General features: G+C 68.8%; 23 protein-coding genes and 1 pseudogene. 12 read left to right on the plus strand and 12 right to left on the minus strand.

Annotated elements, in window-relative coordinates:
- Window positions 1–93: 93 nt before the first annotated feature.
- Entirely contained in the window at window positions 94–1,572 is a 1,479-nt protein-coding gene (locus tag NL1_RS18925) for an MFS transporter (RefSeq protein ID WP_067841154.1), read from the plus strand.
- Window positions 1,573–1,709: 137 nt separating this feature from the next.
- Here the strand turns inward: NL1_RS18925 and NL1_RS18930 are convergent, their stop codons facing one another.
- From NL1_RS18930 to NL1_RS18940, 3 genes are all read right to left on the minus strand, one after another.
- Window positions 1,710–2,561, minus strand: coding sequence for a TIGR02569 family protein (locus NL1_RS18930; protein WP_067841155.1), 852 nt, complete (start codon window positions 2,559–2,561; stop codon window positions 1,710–1,712).
- Window positions 2,562–2,779: 218 nt separating this feature from the next.
- Complete coding sequence (moeZ, locus tag NL1_RS18935; RefSeq protein WP_067841157.1) at window positions 2,780–3,964, minus strand: adenylyltransferase/sulfurtransferase MoeZ; 1,185 nt, start codon at window positions 3,962–3,964, stop codon at window positions 2,780–2,782.
- A 96-nt stretch (window positions 3,965–4,060) separates the two neighbouring features.
- Window positions 4,061–5,050 carry a DUF3152 domain-containing protein gene (locus tag NL1_RS18940; RefSeq protein WP_067841198.1) on the minus strand — a complete coding sequence of 330 codons (990 nt, stop codon included), beginning with the start codon at window positions 5,048–5,050 and terminating at the stop codon, window positions 4,061–4,063.
- A 512-nt stretch (window positions 5,051–5,562) separates the two neighbouring features.
- Here NL1_RS18940 and fasR point away from each other — a divergent pair.
- A complete protein-coding gene (gene fasR, locus NL1_RS18945) occupies window positions 5,563–6,252 on the plus strand; it encodes an HTH-type transcriptional activator FasR (protein WP_067841159.1) in 690 nt (229 codons plus the stop codon).
- Window positions 6,253–6,343: 91 nt separating this feature from the next.
- Here fasR and NL1_RS18950 read toward each other — a convergent pair whose 3' ends face one another.
- Together NL1_RS18950 and NL1_RS18955 are read right to left on the minus strand one after the other, a co-directional pair.
- Window positions 6,344–6,571, minus strand: coding sequence for a DUF3107 domain-containing protein (locus NL1_RS18950; RefSeq protein WP_067841199.1), 228 nt, complete (start codon window positions 6,569–6,571; stop codon window positions 6,344–6,346).
- 153 nt (window positions 6,572–6,724) lie between these two features.
- Complete coding sequence (locus NL1_RS18955) at window positions 6,725–7,276, minus strand: YceI family protein (RefSeq protein WP_067841160.1); 552 nt, start codon at window positions 7,274–7,276, stop codon at window positions 6,725–6,727.
- A gap of 101 nt (window positions 7,277–7,377) precedes the next feature.
- Here NL1_RS18955 and NL1_RS18960 point away from each other — a divergent pair, with 101 nt between their 5' ends.
- Window positions 7,378–8,217, plus strand: coding sequence for a helix-turn-helix transcriptional regulator (locus NL1_RS18960; RefSeq protein WP_067841162.1), 840 nt, complete (start codon window positions 7,378–7,380; stop codon window positions 8,215–8,217).
- A 24-nt stretch (window positions 8,218–8,241) separates the two neighbouring features.
- Here NL1_RS18960 and NL1_RS18965 read toward each other — a convergent pair whose 3' ends face one another.
- Together NL1_RS18965 and NL1_RS18970 are read right to left on the minus strand one after the other, a co-directional pair.
- On the minus strand, window positions 8,242–8,940 hold the full coding sequence (locus tag NL1_RS18965) for a ferritin-like fold-containing protein (protein ID WP_067841163.1): 699 nt from the start codon (window positions 8,938–8,940) through the stop codon (window positions 8,242–8,244).
- Window positions 8,941–9,017: 77 nt separating this feature from the next.
- Window positions 9,018–10,061 (minus strand): alpha/beta fold hydrolase, encoded by a 1,044-nt coding sequence (locus NL1_RS18970; protein ID WP_084510744.1) that lies wholly within the window; start codon window positions 10,059–10,061, stop codon window positions 9,018–9,020.
- A gap of 527 nt (window positions 10,062–10,588) precedes the next feature.
- Here NL1_RS18970 and NL1_RS18975 point away from each other — a divergent pair.
- The 5 genes and pseudogenes from NL1_RS18975 to NL1_RS18995 form a co-directional block, all read left to right on the plus strand.
- Window positions 10,589–12,189: pseudogene (locus tag NL1_RS18975) on the plus strand (DEAD/DEAH box helicase); the annotation flags it as partial.
- A 672-nt stretch (window positions 12,190–12,861) separates the two neighbouring features.
- Window positions 12,862–14,097 (plus strand): Rv3212 family protein, encoded by a 1,236-nt coding sequence (locus tag NL1_RS18980; protein ID WP_067841166.1) that lies wholly within the window; start codon window positions 12,862–12,864, stop codon window positions 14,095–14,097.
- A gap of 46 nt (window positions 14,098–14,143) precedes the next feature.
- Window positions 14,144–14,752: an acid phosphatase gene (locus tag NL1_RS18985; protein WP_245673386.1), complete on the plus strand. Its 609-nt coding sequence runs from the start codon at window positions 14,144–14,146 to the stop codon at window positions 14,750–14,752.
- Between the two features lie 44 nt (window positions 14,753–14,796).
- A complete protein-coding gene (locus NL1_RS18990; protein ID WP_067841201.1) occupies window positions 14,797–15,237 on the plus strand; it encodes a GNAT family N-acetyltransferase in 441 nt (146 codons plus the stop codon).
- Window positions 15,238–15,253: 16 nt separating this feature from the next.
- Window positions 15,254–15,952 carry an endonuclease V gene (locus tag NL1_RS18995; protein WP_067841170.1) on the plus strand — a complete coding sequence of 233 codons (699 nt, stop codon included), beginning with the start codon at window positions 15,254–15,256 and terminating at the stop codon, window positions 15,950–15,952.
- On the opposite strand, the gene NL1_RS19000 is transcribed toward NL1_RS18995, so the two are convergent.
- Window positions 15,949–16,377, minus strand: coding sequence for a hypothetical protein (locus tag NL1_RS19000; protein ID WP_084510743.1), 429 nt, complete (start codon window positions 16,375–16,377; stop codon window positions 15,949–15,951). The two genes, NL1_RS18995 and NL1_RS19000, sit on opposite strands and share 4 nt — an antisense overlap.
- Before the next feature lie 141 nt (window positions 16,378–16,518).
- On the opposite strand from NL1_RS19000, the gene NL1_RS19005 reads away from it, so the two are divergent.
- Complete coding sequence (locus NL1_RS19005; RefSeq protein ID WP_067841172.1) at window positions 16,519–17,466, plus strand: diacylglycerol/lipid kinase family protein; 948 nt, start codon at window positions 16,519–16,521, stop codon at window positions 17,464–17,466.
- Between the two features lie 248 nt (window positions 17,467–17,714).
- Window positions 17,715–17,969, plus strand: a complete 255-nt coding sequence (locus tag NL1_RS19010) for a WhiB family transcriptional regulator (protein WP_011211115.1) — start codon at window positions 17,715–17,717, stop codon at window positions 17,967–17,969.
- A 571-nt stretch (window positions 17,970–18,540) separates the two neighbouring features.
- On the opposite strand, the gene NL1_RS19015 is transcribed toward NL1_RS19010, so the two are convergent.
- Both NL1_RS19015 and NL1_RS19020 read right to left on the minus strand, forming a co-directional pair.
- Entirely contained in the window at window positions 18,541–20,055 is a 1,515-nt protein-coding gene (locus NL1_RS19015) for a sensor histidine kinase (RefSeq protein ID WP_067841174.1), read from the minus strand.
- A 20-nt stretch (window positions 20,056–20,075) separates the two neighbouring features.
- A complete protein-coding gene (locus NL1_RS19020) occupies window positions 20,076–20,291 on the minus strand; it encodes a biotin/lipoyl-binding carrier protein (RefSeq protein ID WP_067841176.1) in 216 nt (71 codons plus the stop codon).
- A 176-nt stretch (window positions 20,292–20,467) separates the two neighbouring features.
- Here NL1_RS19020 and NL1_RS40255 point away from each other — a divergent pair, with 176 nt between their 5' ends.
- Entirely contained in the window at window positions 20,468–20,542 is a 75-nt protein-coding gene (locus NL1_RS40255) for a 50S ribosomal protein bL37 (RefSeq protein WP_022597109.1), read from the plus strand.
- A gap of 103 nt (window positions 20,543–20,645) precedes the next feature.
- Here the strand turns inward: NL1_RS40255 and rsrA are convergent, their stop codons facing one another.
- Together rsrA and NL1_RS19030 are read right to left on the minus strand one after the other, a co-directional pair.
- Window positions 20,646–20,903, minus strand: coding sequence for a mycothiol system anti-sigma-R factor (rsrA, locus tag NL1_RS19025; RefSeq protein WP_067841204.1), 258 nt, complete (start codon window positions 20,901–20,903; stop codon window positions 20,646–20,648).
- A gap of 20 nt (window positions 20,904–20,923) precedes the next feature.
- Entirely contained in the window at window positions 20,924–21,688 is a 765-nt protein-coding gene (locus tag NL1_RS19030) for a sigma-70 family RNA polymerase sigma factor (protein ID WP_245673390.1), read from the minus strand.
- A 204-nt stretch (window positions 21,689–21,892) separates the two neighbouring features.
- Between NL1_RS19030 and ybaK the strand changes: the two genes are divergently transcribed.
- On the plus strand, window positions 21,893–22,384 hold the full coding sequence (gene ybaK, locus NL1_RS19035; protein ID WP_067841177.1) for a Cys-tRNA(Pro) deacylase: 492 nt from the start codon (window positions 21,893–21,895) through the stop codon (window positions 22,382–22,384).
- Window positions 22,385–22,599 lie beyond the last annotated feature (215 nt).

A 22,599-nucleotide genomic window follows, 5' to 3' on the forward strand; every position in this document is an offset into this window, starting at 1 on the left:
TTCCTATGGACGGGCGTCCCGAGACGAACAACGTTGCAACGGCGCGACGATTGCCGCGATGAGGGTCGGTCGAGCAAGATCGAGAGGAAGCCGATGACTGCCACTGTTGCTGCCACCGGCCAGCAGTCTGAATCGTTCAGCCACCAAAAGCGTGGCCGCTGGCTTGAGCACTGGGAACCGGACAACACGAAATTCTGGGAATCGGGCGGAAAACGCACCGCGCGCAAAAATCTGATCTTTTCGGTATTCGCCGAGAATCTCGGCTTCAGCGTGTGGGTCATCTGGGGCACGGTGGTCACCAGCATGGGCGCCGCGGGCTTCGATTTCCTCGCCGGGCTCGGCAAGGGCAACCCCACCGCGGTCAGCAACGCGCTGCTGCTCACCTCCACGCCCACGCTTGTCGGTGCGGCACTGCGCATTCCGTATACCTTCGCCATTCCGAAATTCGGCGGGCGCGCGTTCACCGCGTTCAGCGCGGCCATGCTGCTCATCCCGACCCTCGGCCTGGCCTACTTCGTGAACCAGCCCGGCACACCCATGTGGGTGTTCATGGTGCTCGCGGCGCTGGCCGGCTTCGGCGGCGGCAACTTCTCGTCGTCGATGGCCAACATCTCGTTCTTCTTCCCCGAAGGGAAAAAGGGTGCGGCCCTTGGCATCAACGCCGCGGGCGGCAACCTCGGCGTGGCGCAGACCCAGCTGGTGCTGCCGCTGCTGATCACCCTCGGCACCCATCTCACCGCCAAGGACCCGGCGGGCTACCGCTTCGGCATCACGCTCTCGGTGCTGGTCTGGGTGCCGTTCATCCTGATCGCCACCTTCGGCGCGCTGCGCTACATGGACAGCATCAGCACCGCCAAATCCGACGGCAAGTCCTACAAGCTGGCGCTCACCAACCGGCACACCTGGGTGATGTCGTTCCTCTACATCGGCACCTTCGGTTCCTTCATCGGCTTCTCGTTCGCCTTCCCCACCCTGATCAAGGCCAACTTCCCCGACCTGGCCAAGATCGGCTGGATCACCACGCTCGGTAACCTGGCCTTCCTCGGCGCCCTGGTCGGCTCGTTCAGCCGTCCGTTCGGCGGCTGGGTCTCCGACAAGGTCGGCGGCGCGAAGATCACCGTGTACGTCTTCGGCGGTATGTCCGTCGCCGTCGCGGCGATCATGGCGGCGCTGGAGCTGAAGAGCTTCCCGCTCTACCTGACCGCCTTCCTCGCGCTGTTCATCCTCGCGGGCATCGGCAACGGCTCCACCTACCGGATGATCCCGTCCATCTTCAGCGCGGAGGCCAAGAAGTACGCCTCCGAGCACGGCATGGACATCGCCGAAGCCGCGGCGTCGGCCAAGCGACAGGCGGGCGCGGCGATCGGCGTCATCGGCGCGATCGGCGCCTCCGGCGGCTACCTGTTGCAGCAGGCACTTCGCCTGTCCAACATCAACTTCGGCAGCATGGCACCCGCCTTCTGGACCTACGCGGCGACGTTCATCGTGATGGCGGGCGTCACCTGGTTCTTCTACCTGCGCTCCTCGTTCGCCATCGGCCGCGTCTCCTCGCTGGCCTACGCGAAGGTGTAGCCGCACCCACCGTCCGGCATTCGCGACCGAACCCCGAATGCCGGTCTGGGCAGGCAGCTCCGATTCCCCTCCGGAAGCTGCCGAGTCCTCCGAATGCCGCTGGGAAACAAGGGCCTCCCAGCGGCATTCGGCATTGCTCAAAGCATCAGCCGGACCATATCGGCGGTCCGTGCCAGCCCCGGAAGGGCGTCGGGGGTGGAGCGCGGGTGCAGGGCGTGCACGGCCAGGCGGAACATGACGGCGCGCAGCAGCATCTGGGGCCATTCGGGGAGGTCGGACCAGCGGTCGAGCAGGCCGTCGTCGGCGCCGCCCCAGGAGAGGGCGTCGATGACGATGACGCCCGCGGCCCAGGCGACGGGACGCCAATAGGGGGTGAGGTCGGTGAGGCCCGGGGTGGAGGTGCCCGTGAAGAGGACGGTGCCGAACAGGTCGCCGTGGACCAGCTGGGCGGGGGTCTGCACCGGCTTGCGCAGGGTGGCCAGTTGGCCGATGAGTTCCATGCTGCGCCGGCCGTCGGGCGAGGTGGTCGGCACCACGCCGCCCGCGCGCAGGCTGCGCAGCGGCACCGCCTCCCACGCGGCGCGATCGGCGGCCACGAAAACGTCGACGTCGACCCACGGCCCGACCGGCGGCTGCACGAGGAAGCGGGGGCGCTCCAGCTTCGTGGTCGCCTGGTGCAGGCGCAGCGAAATCGAGACGACCTCGTCGTGGCGCCCCTCGGGGCTGCCTTCCAGGTAGGTGTCGGCGCGCCAGCCGGAGACCACGTAGCGACCGTCGGTGGCGCGCACCGGACGGGCGATGCGCAACCCGTCGACCTTCAGCGTCTCGCGGATCTTGGCCGACCACGCCGCCCGCGCGTGATCGGCGACCGGGCTCAGCACCACATCCCCGCAGCGCCAACCGCCGTCCCAGTCTCCGAGCCAGACCGGAGTCACTTCGCGCAGACCGAACGTGGCGCGCACGTGCTCGGGGGGTTCCACAGAAGTCACGGCCGTACGGTACCGCCGGTGAGGGGCCGGATTCGGATGCCGCGCCGGTCCGGTCGCACACCTGGTTACCGCTCGGATCCGGGCCCTGTGCGGCCCGGATCCGTCATCTCGCGGTCGCGCGCGTCCGTCAAGCGAACCCTCGCCGCAGCGAGGGCTCGCCCGTTCGAACACTTGGCGGACGAAGTCCGCGCACGGCCGGAGCGGAGGCGGAGGTCCGCTTAGTACACCGGCAGGCTGGTGTCGATCTGGTTGGCCCAGGCGACGATGCCGCCCTGTACGTGGGTGGCGTCGGAGAAGCCCGCGCTCTTGAGCACCGCGAGCGCCTCGGCGGAACGGATACCCGTCTTGCAGTGCAGCACAATCGGGCGGTTCTGCGGCAGCTCGGACAGCGCCTCACCGGAGAGGATGCGGTCCTTCGGGATGAGCTTCGCGCCCTCGATGTGCACGATGTCCCATTCGACCGGCTCGCGCACGTCGATGAGCTCGATCTCCTTGCCCGCGTCGAGCAGCTCCTTCAGCTCGCGCGCGGTGATGGTCGACCCGGCCGCGGCGGCCTGGCCCTCCTCGGACACCACGCCGCAGAACGCCTCGTAGTCGATCAGTTCGGTGATCGGCTGACGCTCCGGATCGCGGCGCAGCTTGATGGTCCGGTAGCTCATGTCCAGTGCGTCGTAAACCATGAGACGGCCGAGCAGCGGGTCGCCGATACCGGTGATCAGCTTGATCGCCTCGGTCACCATGACCGAGCCGATGGACGCGCACAGCACGCCGAGCACGCCACCCTCGGCGCAGGACGGGACCATGCCGGGCGGCGGGGCCTCCGGGTAGAGGTCGCGGTAGTTCAGGCCGCGGCCGTCGGGTGCGTCCTCCCAGAAGACCGAGACCTGGCCCTCGAAGCGGTAGATGGAACCCCACACGTAGGGCTTGCCCGCGAGCACCGCGGCGTCGTTCACCAGGTAGCGGGTCGCGAAGTTGTCGGTGCCGTCGAGGATCAGGTCGTAGTCAGCGAACAGCTCGACGGCGTTCTCCGGCTCCAAGCGGAGCTTGTGCAGCCGCACGTCGATGCCGGAGTTGATCTCCAGGATGGAGTCGCGCGCGCTGTCGGCCTTCGGGCGGCCGATATCGGATTCGCCGTGAATGACCTGGCGCTGCAGGTTGGAGGAGTCGACCTCGTCGAACTCCACGATGCCGAGGGTGCCGACGCCCGCGGCGGCCAGGTACAGCAGCGCAGGCGAGCCGAGTCCGCCCGCACCGATCACCAGCACCTTGGCGTTCTTCAGACGTTTCTGCCCGTCCACACCCACATCGGGAATGATCAGGTGACGGCTGTAGCGGGCGATCTCGTCCTTGCTCAGTTCCGCGGCCGGCTCGACCAGCGGCGGCAGGGACTTCGGTGATGACACGTCCAGGACTCCTCGAATCGAATTGGCCGATCGCGATGTGTGCAACGCCGGCGATCGCGCCGTTCTTCCCATTATCGTCGCGCACCGCGTCTGCGATCAGCCGCGCGGGTACGGCCAGGGGTTGAAGCGACAGCGTTTGCCGTCCATCGGAACGAGACCGCTCGGAGAGAGCGTGGCGATGTCGTTGTTCTCGGTGCCGAAGGTCTGCTGCATCATGATCGGCGCGAGGCCGCCGTCGGTCTCGCACGGCTGATGCTGGTGGTAGCCGATGGCGTGGCCGACCTCGTGATTGATCTGGTACTGCCGGTAGGAGCCGATGTCGCCTTCGAAGGCGAGCGCGCCGCGCACCCAGCGCACCTCGGAGAGCACCACCCGGTCCAGGTCGGCGTTGAAGCACGAGGAATCGATGGGAATGTCGAAACCGCAGGATTTCCGGGTGGTCTGGCGCGAGGTGAGCGAGATGCGGAAGTCGGGTCTGCCCTGATCGACGCGGCGGAAGGCGAATTTCTTGTCGCTCGCCCAGCTCTTCGGATTGGCCAGGGTGCTGTCGATCATCTTGGCCACCGACTCGTCGCCGCCGAAGCCGGAGGTGTCGACGCCGTTCTCGATCTCGACGGTGTAGCTGAAGTGGTACTCGGTGCCCGCCCCGAACTCGGCGGTGGCGCCGGGGACCACACGCCAGGTGCCCGCGCCGTCCTCGGTGAAGGGGCCGCCGTCGGGCAGCGCGCCGGTGGGCAGGTCGGCGGGAAATTGTCCGTCGCCGGGCGGTGCGCCGATGATGCCCGCGGTCGCGGTGCGCGGGCTGAGCCGTCCGAAACCGGGGGTCGCGCTCGAACCCGTGCCGCTGGTGCCGCCGCGCACCGCGTCGACGACCACCAGCACGGTGACCACGAACAGCACGGGAAGGGCGTACGCGCGCCAGCCGTAGGTGGAGACGAAACGGCCGAGCGCGCTCTGCTTTTTGGCGTTGCGATCGGGCCGCGGGCCGCGTGAGCGATTCGGATCGGGCGCCGTGGGATCCCAGCGCGCCCGAAGGGGCTGGTGGGAGCGGTTGGCGGCCGGGTAGAGACCGAGCGGGTCGTAGATCTCGACGCCGTTGGCGTCGCGTTGCGTCGGGGGTGTCGGCGCGGGGGTCGCGTCGTCGCCGTCGGGTTTCCGCGGCCACGGGTCGGTGCGATTCCCGCGCTCGGGTCTGGATCGGCCGGGCCGACCTGCGATCCCGGACCGCGGTACAGCGCCCGATCGGGCAGCCGCACCCGAATGCGTTTCGGGACCGGACTTTGCCACGGGTTCAGAGACTACGGAACCGGACAACCCGGAGCCAGTGGGGTCGTGCGCCTCGCGCCCGCCGCCGGACACGATCGGCTGGCCGGAATCGCGTAGCCGGCCCCCGTTTGCGCGCAGGGTCACAAACACAGGTTCTCATAGGGGTCACGACGGCCGGTCGGGTGCATCACCGAGCACGGTTCGCTGCGATTTATCTCACCGGCCGAACGCGATCGAGATCCCCGATCCGCATGTGAGCTACAACCGGGTATCGTTCATTGGATACCCGGTGCACAACCCCTTTTGCCGGGGAATCGACTGGGAGAGCCGAAATGACTGACCTCGTGGACCGGATGACGTCCCGCAAAATGTCGTCCGAGGCCGGGGCGCCGACCAAACGCGGTACACGGTTGCCGCGCGACGAACGGCGGGTGCAGCTACTCCTTGCGGCCAGCGAGGTGTTCGTGCTGCGCGGCTATCACGCGGCGGGCATGGACGAGATCTCGCAGGTCGCGGGTGTCAGCAAGCCGGTGCTGTACCAGCACTTCACCAGCAAGCTGGAGCTGTATATCGCGGTCCTGCAGAACTATGTCGACATGCTGGTGTCGAGCGTGCGCCAGGCGCTGCGTTCCACCACCGACAACCGCCAGCGCGTGCGCGCCGCCGTGCAGGCGTACTTCGACTTCGTCGACAACGAGATGCAGGGCTTCCGGCTGGTCTTCGAATCCGACCTGACCAGCGAGCCGCAGGTGCAGCGCCGGGTGGAGCAGGCCACCGAGGCGTGCGTGGACGCGGTCTTCGATCTGGTCGCGCACGACTCCGGCCTGGATCCCTACCGTGCGCGCATCCTGGCCGTCGGCTTGGTCGGCGCGAGTCAGTTCACCGCGCGCTACTGGCTGGAGGCGGATCGCCCGATCCCCAAGGACGAGGCCGTCGACACCACCGTGGCGCTGGCGTGGGGCGGTCTGTCGCACGTCCCGCTGCATCCGATCGACCACTCGGGCAACTCCCAGCGCTACTGATCGGCGGCGCGTTCCACCGCGCAGCGAACGCGAACGAGCCCTCGGGTTCCCGGTCGATGACCGGGAACCCGAGGGCTCGTTGCTTATGTCGTCAGACGGCGGCGAAGCCGACCCGGCCGCTGGTCGCGGTGCCGATCTCCACGTAGGCGACCTTCGATGCCTGGATCAGGTACTTGCGGCCCTTGTCGTCGGTGAGCGCCACCACGCCGCCCGAGCCGCTCAGCGCCTCGGACACCATCGCCTCGACCTCTTCCGGAGTCTGACCGCTGTTGATCACGAGTTCGCGCGGGCTATCCGAAATACCGATCTTGACCTCCACGGCCAACCTCCGAACCTAGAGTCCTGTGCGGCGGTCGGACGTCGCGTCCGCCCGAGCGCTCTTGCTGTCCGGTCCAAGGCTAGTGCAGGGCAACGGCCGCGCGGCACCGCACTGCCTACGCTGACTGCGAAACTCGATCGCCGCGACAGCCCGTCACTTGGGTTCGATCAGCTGGATCTCCAGCTCGATCTTCACCGCGTCGCTGAGCATGCCCGGCATCGGGCCGCCGACGCCGAAGTCGGTGCGCTTGATGGTGCCGGTGGCCGAGAATCCGGCGTGCCGATCGCCGGTCGGGCCGAAGTCCTGCACACCGCCCCACTCGACCTCGAGGGTGACGGGCTTGGTGACCGCACCGAGGGTGGCTTCGCCTTCGACGGTGAAGGTATCGGCGACCAGCACCGGACGCGGGGCACGGAAGGTGAGCGTCGGGCGGCTGGCCACGTCGAGGAAGTCGGCGGTGCGGATGTGGGCGTCGCGGTCGGGGTTACCGGTGTCGAAGGAGTCGAGGTAGATGGTGGCGCCGAGGGTCGCGGCGCCCGCCTCGTCGACCACGAATTCGGTTTCGAAGCGGGTGAATCCGCCGCGCACCTTCGCGATGCCGAGATGGCGGATGGTGAACGCGACCGAGGAGTGGGCGGTGTCCAGCGCCCAGGATCCGGGCTTCAGCTGCTGGGTGTCGGTGGTGGGTGCGGAAGTGTTCGTCATGCCATCGACCTTGTCCGGACCGCGGTCCGGCAACCAGACCGCCGTTATCCTGGACCTGCCAGGGCGAGGCTGATCGTCCGGGGAACGGGCACGATGGAGGCATGGCACGCAACGGTTTCGCCGAATTCCTCGTCGCACGCCGCGGTGAACTCCGGCCCGCCGACGTCGGAATGCCCGAGGGCGGCAGGCGTCGCACGCCGGGGCTGCGCCGCGAGGAGGTCGCGGTGCGGGCGGGGGTGAGCGCCGACTATCTGGCCCGGCTCGAGCAGGGCCGCGACACCAACCCCTCGGTGGCGGTGGTCGACGCGCTCGCCGACGCGCTGTTGCTCGAGGGCGCGCAGCGGCATCATTTCGGCTTGCTCGCGATGGCTTCCGGCAACGAATCTCGTTGCCCGGGTAGCGAATCCCCGCGCGAGCAACTCGGCGAGACGATCCGTGCGGTGCTCGACGCACTGCAGCCGACCCCGGCGTTCGTCATCGGCAGGCGGTTGAACGTGCTCGGCTGGAACCACGCGTGGGCGGACTTCGCGACCCCGCTCGGCCTGCTCGGCGAACACGGCGAGGCCAATATGGTCTGGTACACGTTCAAAGATCCGCGGGCGCGGCGGACGCTGCGCAACTGGCCTGCCGCGGCGGACACGTTCGCGGCGGCGCTGCTGCGGGCGAAGCTGCGCTGGCCCGGCGACGAACAACTGCTCGCGATGGTCGACGCGCTCCAGCGCGAGCCCGAGTTCCTGGAGCGGTGGAAGCCGCACCGGGTCGGCGGCGGGCCGGTGTCGAGCGTGCTGGAGTTCGATCACCCGGTGCACGGCGCGGTCGACGTGCCGTTCGAGACCATGGAGACCGACAGCGACCAGAGTGTCGTCGTCTGGCTGCTCGACCAGGCCGCGACCCGCGCCCCAGGGCTGCGGCTGGTGCACAACCGAGCCGCGAACGAATAGCGCGGGGCCTGGCGTCCAAACGCCTCAGATTCCGAGAACTGCCATCCGCTGGGCGTGGCTGACCTGCATACGCTCGAACAGCTCGGCGATGCCGTTGAGGTCGCCGGTCGCGGTGAGCACCAGATCGGTGAGTTCGTCGCGCTGCGCCATGACGTACTGGGCCTGGGTGATCGCCTCGCCGAGCAGCCGCCTGCCCCAGAGCGTCAGCCGGTCGCGCTCGGAGCGGCTGGCCGACACCGCGCGCCGCACCTCCTCGACCACGAACTCGGAGTGGCTGGTCTCGGCGAGCACGTCGCGGACCACGGCGGTCACGTCCGGCGCCAGCGCACCCGCGATCTCGCCGTAGAAGTCCGCGGCGATGCCGTCACCGACGTAGAACTTCACCATCGACTCGAGCCAGGTCGAGGGATCGGTGGACGCGTGATAGGCGTCGAGGGCCCGCACGAACGGGGCCATCGCGTCGAACACCTCGACCCCGCGCTCGGCCAGCGCCGCCTCGAGGGTCTTGAAGTGGTCCATCTCCGCCGACGCCATCTTCGCGACGGCCACCTTCCCGCGCAGGGTCGGCGACAGCTTGGCCTCCTCGGCCAGCCGGTAGAACGCGGAGATCTCACCGTAGGCGAGCACGGCGAACAGGTCGGTCACGCCAGGATGATCTGCGGCGATGGGCGAGATTGCCGGATCGAACGAAACGCCAAGCGCTGCAGATGACTGTGCTCCCATGCCGCCCAGCTTAATAGGCGCGGCTGGAAGAAGTCCGCCAACAGCGCCCTGCGGTGAGTGCCAACAGCGCCCGGCGGTCAGTTCTGTTCCGAGAGGAACTTGTCGAGGTAGACCCAGGTGGTGTCGCGGGCGGTCTCACCGGTGAGAATCCCGAGGTGGCTGCCGGGCGCGGTCTCGTACCGGACGGACGCGCCGGTCAGCGTGCGGGTGCCCGCCTCGACGGCCGCGGCGGGCGTGATGACGTCGGTCGGCCCGCCCACCAGCAGCACGGGCACCGTCACGTCCGCGAGCGCGATGCGCCGCTCACCGAGCCGCACGACACCGCGGCCGATGTCGTTGTTGAGGATCAGGCGGCCCCACAGCTGGCCGTAGAAGCGGCCGGGGTAGCCCGGCATCGCGGCCATGAACCGGTCGATGGACTCCATCTTGGCCAGTGTCTCGGTGCGGGCGATGTTGCTCGCCACGAACCACGGCCTGGTGAGTTCGCGGTCCCACGCGGTGACCCGGTAGGCGGCGCGGGTGAGCCGAGCCGGGATGCCGCCCGCCGCCCTGACCGCGGTCGAGGTGGCGATGCCGCCGGTCAGCTTCGCGACCGCGCGCAGCTGCGGGATGCCGGTCATCTTGTCGTAGTCCAGCGGGGAGCCGACGGCGGTGATGGAACGGATCGGCAGGTGCGCGTGCGCGGCGGCGGTGAGCAGCGCCAGCGTTCCACCGATCGACCAGCAGACCAGGTCCACCGGCTTGCCGCCGGTATCGGCGGAGGTGCGCACGATCGACTCCGGCAGGATGTCGTCGATCCAGTCCTCGAAGCCCATCCTGCGGTCGCCGAAGGTGATCTCGCCGTAGTCGACGACATAGGTGGCGCGGCCGGTGTCGCACAGGAAGCGCGCCAGGCTCTGATCGGGGCGAAGGTCGAAGCAGCTGGCAGGCGCCGCGAGCGGCGGCACGAGGAGCACCGCGGAAGCACCGTCCGACGCGCCGCCGTCGTAGCGGCGCAGCTGACGGTGCGGCTCGTCCCACAGCACCGTCGACAGCGCGGGGTTCGGCGCCTCGACACCCGCGCCGAAGGTCAGCGCCCAAGCGTTGCGGGCGGCGGTGGTGACGGTCTCTGCGATGCTCACCACAAGAATGTCTCACAGGTAGTACCACCGGTAACAGGCAAGTCCGTTTTGCGACGTTTCCCGCCCCGCGACCACCGCCCCGCCGACCGCCGCAACCAGCGACGCACGGCACGCGCGAATAGCACCCGGAGGGTACCAATTCGGGGCCCGTCGCGGATTCCGGCACGGCGATGAATTGTCAAGTCGCGCAGCGTCGGTCGACGCGATCACGACGGAAAACGGACTTTTGCCGCGCAATAACAGCGACGGCAATTCGAGCCGTGCACAATATCACGCTACAATCACTGCGGACAACGGAAATTTTCGTTCCCCGCGCGTCCGCCGTCCGGCGTGGCGCTGGGGCTCCGATGTCCAGGAAAATGTGCGCGCACCAGATCCGCACCGCGACTGCGCTGCGCCGATGTTCCCCGGTAGTTGCTGTTGGAAGACGGCACCCGACGACATCCGGCTGCGGCGAGCAATACCGGCGGATACGTGGTTGTCGTGGACCGACCGGTCCGCCCCACGCCTCGTGCGCGCGTGACGCGATAACGAGGAAGGCACGAACCTGAGCAAGATCACTGTCGAGCAGGAACCCGGTGTGGCGGACACGCTGTTGACGGCCGAACTGGACGCGACGCATACCGCCCCGACATTCGCCGAATTGGGGGTGCGCGAGGAAATCGTCCGTGCGCTCGCCGAGATCGGCATCGAACGCACCTTCGCTATTCAAGAACTGACCCTCCCGCTGGCGCTGGCCGGCGAGGATCTCATCGGTCAGGCCCGCACCGGTATGGGCAAGACCTTCGGATTCGGCGTGCCGCTGCTGCACCGCATCGCCACCGCCGATTCCGGTACCACGCCGCTGGACGGCACACCGCGGGCACTGGTCATCGTGCCGACCCGTGAGCTGTGCATCCAGGTCACCGAGGACCTGGAGAACGCCAGCAAGCACCTGAGCAATCACCAGGGCAAGTTGCAGGTGGCCTCGATCTACGGCGGCCGCCCCTACGAGTCCCAGATCGCGGCGCTGCGCGCGGGCGTGGACGTGGTGGTCGGCACGCCGGGCCGACTACTGGACCTGGCCAAGCAGAACCATCTCATCCTGGGCAAGATCGGCGTGCTCGTGCTGGACGAGGCCGACGAGATGCTCGACCTCGGCTTCCTCCCGGATATCGAGCGCATCCTGAACATGGTCCCGGAGAAGCGTCAGACGATGCTGTTCTCGGCCACCATGCCCGGCCCGATCATCACCCTGGCCCGCACCTTCCTGACCCGCCCGACCCACATCAGGGCCGAGGAGCCGCACGACTCCGCGGTGCACGATCGCACCGCGCAGTTCGTGTACCGGGCGCACGCACTGGACAAGGCCGAGCTGATCGCGCGGGTGCTGCAGGCCGAGAGCCGCGGCGCCACCATGATCTTCACGCGCACCAAGCGCACCGCGCAGAAGGTCGCCGACGACCTGGCCGAGCGGGGTTTCGCGGTGGGCGCGGTGCACGGCGACCTGGGTCAGATCGCCCGCGAGAAGGCGCTCACCAAGTTCCGTAAGGGCACCGTCGACGTGCTGGTCGCCACCGATGTGGCCGCCCGCGGCATCGATATCGATGACGTCACGCACGTCGTCAACTACCAGTGCCCCGAGGACGAGAAGACCTACGTGCACCGGATCGGCCGCACCGGCCGTGCCGGCCGCACCGGCGTCGCGGTGACGCTGATCGACTGGGACGAGCTCAACCGCTGGTCCGCCATCGACAGCGCGCTCAGCCTCGGCATCCCCGAGCCGGTCGAGACCTACTCGCGCTCGCCGCACCTGTTCGCCGATCTCGGCATCCCCGAGGGCGTCACCGGCACGGTGCGCAAGGCGCGCCCGGCCCGCGACGAGGAGGACGTGGTGGTCGAGCGCGAGGCGCGCACCCCGCGTCAGCGCAACCGCAGGCGCACCCGCGGCGGTAAGCCTGCCGACGGCGCGGAGGTCGGCACCGAGTCGACCGTCGAGGTCGACGGGAGCGATGCCGAGCCGAACGCCGCCGAATCGAACGCGGAAGAGGGCCGGTCCCGCCGTCGCCGTAGGCGGCGCCGTTCCGGCTCGGCCGAGGGCGCGGACAACGGTGTGACGGAAACGAGCGCCGAAGGCGAGTCGGCCGAGAACGCCGACGAGCGTGCCGAGGCGGAGACCGCCGAAGCTCCGGCGCGGCGCAGGCGTCGTCGTCGCAAGGCGGCGGACGCGAACGGCTCCGCCGAGAACGTCGAGGCGGCCGACCCCGTCGTGATCGAGGCCGCGACTCATGTCGCAGCCGAGAACGCGGCACCTGTCACCGCCGAGACCGTGGCACCTGTCGCAGTCGAGACTGCAGCTCCTGTCGCGGCCGAGACTGCGGCTCCTGTCGCAGCCGAGGCCGCGGCGCCCACGGCCGCCGAGCCTGTCGCCGTCGAGACCGCGGCACCCGTCGCGACCGAAGCAGCCGCGCCTGCTACGGCCGAGACCGCCGTATCCGAGGCGACCGCCGAGGAAGCGCCCGCGAAGCCCGTGCGCCGACGGACCCGCAAGACGACCGCGGCCGAACCTGCGGACAACGGCGCCGCCGAGAACGGCACCGGCGAGGCCGCGGCCGAACCGGTCAAGCGCCGCCGCACCCGCAAGACGGCCGCCGCGCCGGTCGACGGGAACGGCGATGCTCCCGCCGACGCGGAGGCCGCCGAGAAGCCGGTGCGCCGACGCAGGCGCAAGGCCGACGAGGCCGAGGCGAACGAGACCGTGGCGGCCACCGCGGGAACGGCTGCTTCGGCATAGTTCGGCGGATCCGCTAGTCTCGCAATCGTGCTCGCACCCGAGCGGCGGACGCGCGCCGACATCATCTCCGCAGTCGCGATCGCCGTGCTCGTGGCGGTCGCGGCGCTGGTGGTGTGGGCGCGCGGCGACGCGACGGGCACCGAATCGGTGATCGCGCAGACCCCGGCGACCACCCCGCCGACCGCCGACAAGCTCCCCGCGAACCTGCGGGAGCTGTGGCACGCACCCGACGACGCCAGCGCGCGAGCGCTGGCGTCCGGGGGCGCGGTGATCACCGGTTCGGAGGGCACCGTCACCGGACGCGATCCGGCCACCGGCGCCGAATTGTGGCGCTACCGGCGGGATATGCCGCTGTGCGGGGTGGAGGCGCAGTTCGGCATGGTGGTCGCGGTGTACCGGGATCAGCGCGGCTGCAGCCAGGCCACGCTGCTGGCGGGCGACACCGGGGAACGGCGCACCGCGCGCAGCAGTTACATGGATCCGAGCGTGCGGCTGTCCGTGGACGGCACCTATGTGCTCGCGCAGGGCGAGCGGCGGCTGGAGATGTGGCGCTCGGATCTGGTGCGGACGCTGGAGTACGGATACGTCGACGCGCCGGTGAACGTGAAAACCCAACCGCGCAAAGGCTGCACGCTGCTCTCGGCCGCTTCCAGCTCGTCCCGGCTCGCCGTACTGGAACGCTGCCCCGACGATCCGGCGTCCCGTCTCACGGTGCTCAATCCGGCGCCCAAGGACAACACGGTGCCCGAGGAGTACGGCTCGCACGTGCTGGCGGGTGCGGGCGCCGATTCGCCCGGCGTCAGGGTGATCGCGGTGTCGGACAGCCGGATCGTGCTCTACCTGCCCGGCGGAACCGTCTCCGGCGCAGGCGAATCCACGCCACCGCGGCTCGCCGTGTACGACAGCACCGGCAATCCCCTTGTGGTGCACCAGCTTTCCGCCCCGCTCGCGGAGAACACGACCACCACCCGAATCGGTTCGTCCTATCTGGTGTTCACCGGCAACAGCCTGATCGCCTTGAACGCAAGCACTTTCGATCCGCTCTGGGCCGCGTCCAACGCAGTGGGCTCGCCCGCGCTGATGGCCGGGCGGCTACTGATGCCGGTCACCGGCGGCCTCGCTGTCCTCGACCCCACCTCCGGCGCGGACGTCGGCCGCATCCCGGTCGAGCGCCCCGGCTACACCGGCAGCCCGATCTCCCTCGCTGTCCTGGGAACCACCGTCCTCGAGCTGCGCGACGGAGAGCTGCACGCGCTCGGCTGACACACCGGGTAGTCGGCGCCGGGCATTCGTGACCATGATGGAGACCATGTCCGCACACAACGACGCCCGGCTGGTTCTGCTCCGGCACGGCGAGACGTCCTGGTCGCGCGAACGGCGGCACACGAGTCACACCGATCTCCCGCTCACCGAGCACGGCGAGCGGCAGGCGGAGGCCGCCGGACGGGTCATCGACGAGCTGAAGCTGCGCGACCCGCTCGTGCTCACCAGCCCGCGGCAACGCGCGGTGCGCACCGCGGCGCTGGCGGGTTTCGCCGAGTCCACCGTCGAGAACGACCTCGTCGAATGGGACTACGGCGACTACGAGGGCTTGACCACCACGGAGATCCGGGAGACCACGCCGGGGTGGACCATCTGGACCGGCGCGACACCCGGCGGCGAGACGCCCGCCCAGGTCCGCGCCAGGGCGGACCGGGTGCTCGGGGCCGCCGAGTCCGCCCTGCCGGAGCGGGACGTGGTGCTGGTCGGGCACGGGCACTTCTCCCGGGTGCTGATAGCCCGGTGGGCGGAGTTCGAGGTCGTCGAGGGCCGCCGCTTCGCCATGACCACCGCCGCGGTGAGCCTGCTCGGTTACGAGCACGACGAGCGAACCATCCACGCGCACAACATCGTTTCGACCATCGAGGGAGCCAAGTGATCGCCGATCGAATCCGCCGCGCCACCCCCGCCGACGTCCCGGCGATGGTGGACCTCGTCTACGACCTCGCCGAGTACGAGAAGGCGCGCCACGAGTGCACGCTCACGCTGGAGCAGCTGCGCGCCGCGCTGTTCGGGCCTGCGCCCGCGCTGTTCGCGCACGTGGCGGAGGACGAGACCGGGGTGGTCGGCTGCGCGATCTGGTTCCTGAACTTCTCCACGTGGGACGGCGTGCACGGCATCTACCTGGAGGACCTGTACGTCAAACCCGAGACACGGGGCAAGGGCTACGGCAAGGCGCTCATCGCGGCCTTGGCCAAGGAGGCGCTCGACAAGGGCTACAGCCGCGTCTCCTGGTCGGTGCTCACCTGGAACTCGCCGTCCATCGACTTCTACCGCTCGATCGGAGCCGTCGAACAGGACGAGTGGGTCGGGTATCGGCTGGCGGGCGGCGAGCTGGTGAAGCTGGCCGCCGAAGTGTCCTGAGCCGCGCGGAGAACCGGTGCTGATCGAGATACCCGAGCGCTGGCCCGCCGACGCCGAGGAGGCGAGGGCGATCCAGGACGCGCTGCGCCCGCTCGTGGTCGCCGCGAATCCCCGTCCGCCGCAGTACCGCACGGTGGCCGGGCTCGACTCGGCCTACGACGACGAGAGCGGTGTGGTCGCCGCGGCCGTCGTGGTGCTCGACGCCGCGACGCTCGCGACGGTCGACACCGCGGTCGCGCACGGCGCGGTGAGCTTTCCGTACGTGCCGGGCCTGCTCGCCTTCCGCGAGCTGCCCACCACCCTCGGCGTGCTCGAACGACTCGGCGCCGCACCGGATCTGCTGATCTGCGACGGCCAGGGCTTGGCCCATCCGCGCCGCTTCGGGCTGGCCTGCCATGTCGGCGTGCTGGCCGGGGTGCCGACGATCGGGGTCGCCAAGAACGCGTGGGGCGACTACACCGAGCCGGGGCCGGAGCGCGGCGACGCATCGGATCTGCTCATCGACGGCGAGGTGGTCGGCAGGGCGCTACGCACCAGGACGGGCGTGAAGCCGGTGTTCGTCTCGGTCGGGCACCTGATCGATCTCGACACCGCCTGCGCGCAGGTGCTCGCGCTCACGCCGAAGTACCGCCAACCCGAGACCACCCGCCGGGCCGACGCGCTGTGCCGAGAGGCGCTGCGCGCGGCGATCGCGGGAGAGGCGCAGGCCGGCTAGTCCGGCTCCACCCCGTAGTCCTTGGCCAGCCACTGCGTCGAGGACGGCACGAACAGCAGGATCAGCGCGGCGACCACGACGACGCCGAGCAGCGCGCCGTACACCGGCTGGTGCGAATCGGTGAGCAGCGACCACACCACGGGAAGCAGCAGGATCTGGGCGATGACGGCGACGGCACGGCCCCAGCGATGGCCGAGCAGCAGCCCGACGCCCGCGGCGAGCACGGCGCCGCCGAGGATGCCGAACCATGCCGCGGTGCCATAGCCGCTGGCCTGCGATTGGTCGTGACCGAGCAGCCCGCGCACCACGAGCACGATCGCCACCGTCACCGCGACCGCGCCCTCCAGCGCGACGAGTCCGCCCGCGCCGCGCACCGTCGCGGGGACCACGTCCGCCGAAACCTCTGCCTTGCCGCTTTCCGCCACGCGCCAAGCCTACGACGCGGCGTAGGGTGCGCCCGGTCACGGCCGCGCCCGCCGACACCTCCACGCCGCTGCCGGGCATACCGCCGACCGCGCGCACGCCGTCCGGCGAACCGCCTCCGCTGCGCCTACTAGGCTGCGAACGTGCGGACGTTGCTGATCGTGAACCCGAATGCCACCTCGACCACACCGGCGACCCGAGATCTACTGGCCCACGCCCTGGAGAGCCGCACTCAGCTGACCGTTGCGCACACCCAGCATCGCGGCCACGCGGCCGAACTGGCCCAGTGGGCATCGACCAACGAGATGGACCTGATCGTCGTGCACGGCGGCGATGGGACGGTCAACGAGACCATCAACGGTTTCCTTCCGCTGCCCGAACTGAACGACGGACAGGCGTGGATCCCCCGGCTCGGAGTGATCCCCGGCGGCTCGGCCAATGTGTTCGCCAGAGCGCTCGGCATCTCCCCCGATCCGGTGACCGCGACCAACCAGCTGATCGACCTGCTGACCCTGAACCACGACCGCAAGATCGGCCTCGGCCTCGCCGACGACCGCTGGTTCACCTTCAGCGCGGGCGTCGGATTGGACGCCGATGTGTGCGAGGCCATCGACGCCAGTCGCGCCAAAGGCCACGCCGCCACCCCAGGCCGCTATATTCGAACAACTGTGCGACAATTCTTCCGCGCGAAGCGTCGGGAACCGCACATTCGTATCGAAATTCCGGGGCATCAAGCGGTCGACGAGGTGCACTACGCATTCGTCACGAACGCCAGTCCGTGGACATACCTGAACGCCACGCCGGTGCGCACCAACCCCGGCACGAGCTTCGAAACGGGCCTCGGAGTGTTTGCCGTGCGGTCCATGGCGGTGCTGCCCACCCTCAAGCTCGCCGGGCAACTCCTGTCCGCGAACGGAAATCCCAAGTCCCGCAATTTGTTTCGTGAAGACGACGTGCCGACGGTGCATATCGAGACGAAGGAGCCCATCGGCCTGCAAATCGATGGCGACTTTATCGGGAAACGCAACGTGGTGGATTTCACGGCGGTCCCCGACGTGCTCGAAGTGGTCGCGCCACAGCCACTCCGCTGACGAAACGCCGCGAAAAACTCGCGGTTGTGCTGCGAAAACCACCTAGAGCGAGTACAAAGGACCGGGCAGGTCCCCCTTGGGGGCACCTCGATGGCGTGAGCTTCCCCACGGTGCACCGGATACCTATTGACATCTACGGTGTTCGTGAAAGCATTCACAAGCAACCGTGCGGAAACATTCGAGTCGCACAAGTGAACGATCCACTAACGACAGGCGCCCTTTGCGGCGCCCAGCAAAGGAGCAGAGGAATGGACTGGCGCCACAAGGCCATCTGTCGCGATGAGGACCCCGAACTGTTCTTCCCGGTGGGTAACAGTGGTCCTGCACTCGCGCAGATTGCCGATGCCAAGCTGGTCTGCGCTCGCTGCCCCGTTACTGCCGACTGCCTGTCCTGGGCCCTGAAGTCCGGACAAGACGCCGGCGTGTGGGGTGGTATGAGTGAGGACGAGCGCAGGGCGCTCAAGCGTCGCAACGCGCGCACCCGCACCCGCACCGTCGTCTGACAAAGACGACCGGCCTTACCGGGCCCTGTCCAGCCCGGCCCGGTAAAGCATTCAGCCCGGCACCCTCGAGGTGCCGGGCTCTATTGTTTTTGCCGCGACTTCGTCGCGGCGGTTCGCGGCCCCTTTTGTCTCGCGCCCCAGCAGCCGAGACTTGCGACTTCGTCGCGTGCGCTTCGGCTGCTGGGGCGCGAGACGGCCGCGAACTTTTATGGTCGGTCTCGCTTCGCTCGAAACCTGTTGTTGGACAGGCTTATTGTCGTGGTTGCGTGGTGATGGACGGTGACACGCCGGGAGTGTGCAGGGACACGCCGTGAAGTCAGGAGATCTTCGTCACATGACGATGACCGTGTGGGGGTTGAGGTGGCCTGGTTTCGCCGCTGGAACGGCCCGTGGGTGCGGGCGATAGTCCCCAGTCAGCAGCCTGAGGACGGACAACAGCCCCAGGTCAGCAGCCCGAGGGCGGACGACAGTCCCCGACCAGCGGCCTGGGGGCAGACGATAGTTCCCGGCAACAGCGTGGAGGCGGGTGATAGTCCCCGGTCAGTGGCCCGGAGCGGGCGATCGCGTCAGGTCAGCGACCTGAGCGGCGGCCGAGTGGGACGCGCAGGACTGCGTCCGTGCCCACGTCGGCGCCGGGGTGCAGGCCGATGGAGCCGCCCAGTTCTGCGGTCACCAGGGTGCGCACGATCTGCAGGCCGAGGCGGTCGGAGGCTTCCAGGCTGAAGCCGGGCGGGAGGCCGCGGCCGTCGTCGCTGATGATCACGTCGAGCCAGCGGGCGGAACGTTCCGAGCGAATCGTCACGGTGCCGGTTTGGCCGGAGTCGAAGGCGTGCTCGATGGCGTTCTGCACCAGCTCGGTCAGCACCATCACCAGCGGGGTGGCGCGTTCGGCGGAGAACACGCCGAGCGAGCCGGCGCGGCGCACCTTGATCCTGGTGGTGTGCACGGTCGCGACGTCGGCCATTATCGGCAGCAACCGGTCGACGACCTCGTCCAGATCGACCTCTTCGTCCACCGACATCGACAGCATCTCGTGCACCGAGGCGATCGAGGTCACCCTGCGCACCGACTCGGTCAGCGCGACCTGCGCCTCCTCGTTCTCGGTGCGCCTGGCCTGCAGACGAAGCAGCGCGGCGACGGTCTGCAGGTTGTTCTTCACCCGGTGGTGGATCTCGCGGATCGTGGCGTCCTTGGACAGCAGCGCGCGGTCGCGCCGCTTCACCTCGGTGACGTCGCGGACCAGCACCGCGGCGCCCGCGAGTTCGCCGTGCGGGCGCAATACCAGGGTCCGCAGCAGCACCGTGGCACCGCGCGCCTCGACCTCCATGCGCCGTCCGGTGCGCCCGGCCAGCGCGGCCTGGATGTCGCCGACGACCTCTTGGGCGTCGAACGGGTCGGTGATCAGCGAGCGGGTGGTGACGGCCAGATCCTGCCCGGCCAGATCGCTCTGCAGGCCCATCCGGTGGTAGGCCGAGAGCGCGTTCGGGCTGGCGTAGACCACGGTGCCGTCGGTGTCGAGCCGGATGAAGCCGTCCCCCGCGCGCGGGCTGGAGTGCGTGGCGGCCCGGTCCTCGGGGGTCGGGAAGCTGCCGTCGGCGATCATCTGGCACAGGTCGTCCGCGCAGGCCACGTAGGCGATCTCGAGGGTGCTGCGGACCCGGGAGCGCTGCATGTCGGTATTGCGGGAGAGCACCGCGATCACGTCGTCGCCGCAGCGCACCGGGATGGCCTCGCGGATGGCGTGCACCGGGTGTGGGTGGTAGACGCCCTGCGCCTCCACGTCGCTGTCCGCGCGCACGATCTTGCCGGTCAGCAGCGCGTCGAAGACCTGCGGATGATCGGCCTGCACCGCGGTGGTGCCGACCATGTCCTCCACGTGCACGGTCGCCGCCGTGGTGGGGCGGCACTGGGCGACACAGACGATGTCCGCGCCTTCGACCACCGGTCCCGCACCGACCCACAGCAGCAGGTCGGCGAAGGAGAGGTCCGCGAGCAACTGCCAATCTCCCACCACCCGTTGCAGGTGGTCCACGGCGACGCCGGGCAGATCGGTGTGTTCGGCAAGAAGCTCGCTCAGTGTCGCCACGTTCGGTCTACCGCTTCGCGCTAGGAAATGACGGCGATGAGATCGCCCTGCTGTAGCACCTGACCCGGCGCCACCGCGAGGGCGGTGACCTCGCCGCCGCCCTCGGTGATCACCGGAATCTCCATCTTCATCGACTCCAGCAGAATCAGCGTTTGGTCGATTTCGACGTGGTCGCCCACGGCAACCTCCACGGTAAGGACCGTGGACACCATCTCCGCGCGCACTTCCTCAGCCATGACACCTCATTCACTCGGTTGATCGGGCGGCTCCGCCGAGCCTCCGGCGGCGACACCGCACCGCGCCTGTATCCGCTGAAGGTACAGCCAACCACATATGAAACAATGGCCTTCAATCAGATGTGTTCAATCAAATGTGTTCCCCGCGATGGCGGGGATGATCCGGGAGACTACCGATGGGTAAGCGTGGACGTAAGAAGCGCAGCCGCAAGGGCAACGCCGCGAACCATGGCAAGCGGCCCAACGCCTGAGCCGGTTCGCTGACAACACTGAGCGGCACCCTCCTCCGAACGGAAGAGCGTGCCGCTCAGTCGTTTCCGGGCATCGAGCGGCGAGAACGCCACCCCGCGCGAACTATTCGCTCTCGGACTCGACCACCCTGATCGACCTGTGAATCTCCAGGGTCAGCCTGTCGCGCAGCGAATCCGGCGCCTTGTCACCGCCGCACTTGCGGCTGAGCAGACTCTTGATCTTCTCCTCGATGCCGTACGCCTCGATGCACGGCGAGCAGTGATCCATGTGATGCTGCAGACGAGCGCGGGTCGCGTCGTCGCATTCACCATCCAGCATCAGCCACACGTCGGCGATTACCGCCGTGCAGTCGAGCTCCATGTCGGGGTCCCGCTCCACACTCACTGCTTGACCTCCTGGCGCTCGCTACGGTTGAACCCCCGTTCGCGCGCCACGTCGGCGAGCAAACCCTTCAGTTGCTTGCGGCCGCGGTGCAGCCGGGACATCACCGTACCGATGGGAGTGCCCATGATGTCGGCGATCTCCTTGTACGGGAAGCCTTCGACATCCGCGTAGTACACCGCCATCCGGAACTCCTCGGGCAGCTCCTGCAGCGCGGACTTGATGTCGTCGTCCGGCAGTGCGTCCAGAGCCTCGACCTCCGCCGAGCGCAGACCGGTCGAGGTGTGCTCCGCGGTGGCGGCGAGCTGCCAGTCGGTGATCTCGTCGGTCGGGTACTGCGCGGGCTGGCGCTGCTTCTTGCGGTAGGAGTTGATGTAGGTGTTCGTCAGGATCCGGTACAGCCAGGCGCGCAGGTTGGTGCCCTCCTTGAAGGACTTGAACCCCTGGAACGCCTTGACATAGGTCTCCTGCACAAGGTCCTCGGCATCGGCCGGGTTCCTGGTCATACGCAGCGCCGCGCCGTAGAGCTGGTCGAGCAGCGGGAGCGCGTCGCGCTCGAATCGCTGCGCCAGCTCGGCATCATCGACCGCGGTGCCGACCTCGTCGTCGTCGTGCACCACGCCTTCGTCGCTCGTCACACCTGTCCCTTCGATAGCTGTACCTGCCAAATCTACCGGCAAGTCCAGATCCGAGGGGAACCCGGCTTCCGTCGGCGACGCGACGGTCCACACCGGACGTTCGTCGAGCAGAACGGACACCGACATCTCCTTCACGTCGTCATCGTGCTGTTCGTCCGGCGCGACGGCGGGGCGCCGCGCCTGTACCGCATGCAACATGCCCGACTCACGCTGTGTTCCCGCGCTTCGTGCGCCGTGGCCTCCCGCACGGCTCGAACGGCACCGGGACGTGCGGCGCGAGCCGGAAATCGAGTTGCGGCGCGAGCAGGGCGCGCCGTTACTCTGTCGCCCATGGCAGGCGCCTCGACCCCCGCGATCCACACCCTGACCAAGGCCGGTGTGGCGCACCGCGTGCACTCCTACGCGCACGATCCGCGCGCCGACTCCTACGGCGCCGAGGCGGTCGATGCCTTGGCCGCCGAACTCGGCGTGACCGCGGCGCAGATCTTCAAGACGCTGGTCGTCGAGTTGTCGACGGGCACACTCGCCGTCGCGGTGCTGCCGGTGCCGAACACCCTCTCGCTCAAGGCCGCCGCCGCGGCGCTCGGCGCGCCGAAGGCGGCCATGGCCGACAAGACCAAGGCCGAACGCAGCACCGGTTACGTGCTCGGCGGCATCTCCCCGCTCGGGCAGCGCAAGCAGCTGCCGACCGTCGTCGACGACTCGGCGCTGCGCTGGGACCGGGTGCTGTGCAGCGCGGGCAAGCGCGGGCTGGAGATCGAACTCGCTCCGGCCGACCTCGTCCGCGTCGCGTCAGCCGTCACCGCGTCCATCACGGCCTGAGCGGAGTATCCGATCGGCTCCCGGGCTCCAGGAACGCGTCGAGGGAGCGAACGAACCGCGTCGGCGAGAATGACGACACAACCGGCGCGCGGGCGGCGTCGAATGCTCTGTGTAACGCCTCGGACGACAACGTAGCGAAACCGGCGGGCGCGCCGCCCCTTCTGTGCGTTACTGATCTCTGTATCACTCGCTCCACGTCGCTGATTTCTGCGTTA

The organism is Nocardia lijiangensis NBRC 108240 (assembly GCF_001613045.1).
Classification (GTDB): Bacteria; Actinomycetota; Actinomycetes; order Mycobacteriales; family Mycobacteriaceae; genus Nocardia; species Nocardia lijiangensis.

Excerpts from the sequence above, each read along its gene's own strand:
- NL1_RS18925 (WP_067841154.1), top strand. The coding sequence starts at position 94 with ATGACTGCCACTGTTGCTGCCACCGGCCAGCAGTCTGAATCGTTCAGC.
- fasR (WP_067841159.1), top strand. The coding sequence starts at position 5,563 with ATGACTGACCTCGTGGACCGGATGACGTCCCGCAAAATGTCGTCCGAG.
- NL1_RS18955 (WP_067841160.1), bottom strand. The coding sequence starts at position 7,276 with ATGACGAACACTTCCGCACCCACCACCGACACCCAGCAGCTGAAGCCC.
- NL1_RS18960 (WP_067841162.1), top strand. The coding sequence starts at position 7,378 with ATGGCACGCAACGGTTTCGCCGAATTCCTCGTCGCACGCCGCGGTGAA.
- NL1_RS18965 (WP_067841163.1), bottom strand. The coding sequence starts at position 8,940 with ATGGGAGCACAGTCATCTGCAGCGCTTGGCGTTTCGTTCGATCCGGCA.
- NL1_RS18985 (WP_245673386.1), top strand. The coding sequence starts at position 14,144 with ATGTCCGCACACAACGACGCCCGGCTGGTTCTGCTCCGGCACGGCGAG.
- NL1_RS18990 (WP_067841201.1), top strand. The coding sequence starts at position 14,797 with ATGGTGGACCTCGTCTACGACCTCGCCGAGTACGAGAAGGCGCGCCAC.
- NL1_RS19010 (WP_011211115.1), top strand. The coding sequence starts at position 17,715 with ATGGACTGGCGCCACAAGGCCATCTGTCGCGATGAGGACCCCGAACTG.
- NL1_RS19020 (WP_067841176.1), bottom strand. The coding sequence starts at position 20,291 with ATGGCTGAGGAAGTGCGCGCGGAGATGGTGTCCACGGTCCTTACCGTG.
- rsrA (WP_067841204.1), bottom strand. The coding sequence starts at position 20,903 with ATGGAGCTCGACTGCACGGCGGTAATCGCCGACGTGTGGCTGATGCTG.
- NL1_RS19030 (WP_245673390.1), bottom strand. The coding sequence starts at position 21,688 with ATGTCGGTGTCCGTTCTGCTCGACGAACGTCCGGTGTGGACCGTCGCG.
- ybaK (WP_067841177.1), top strand. The coding sequence starts at position 21,893 with ATGGCAGGCGCCTCGACCCCCGCGATCCACACCCTGACCAAGGCCGGT.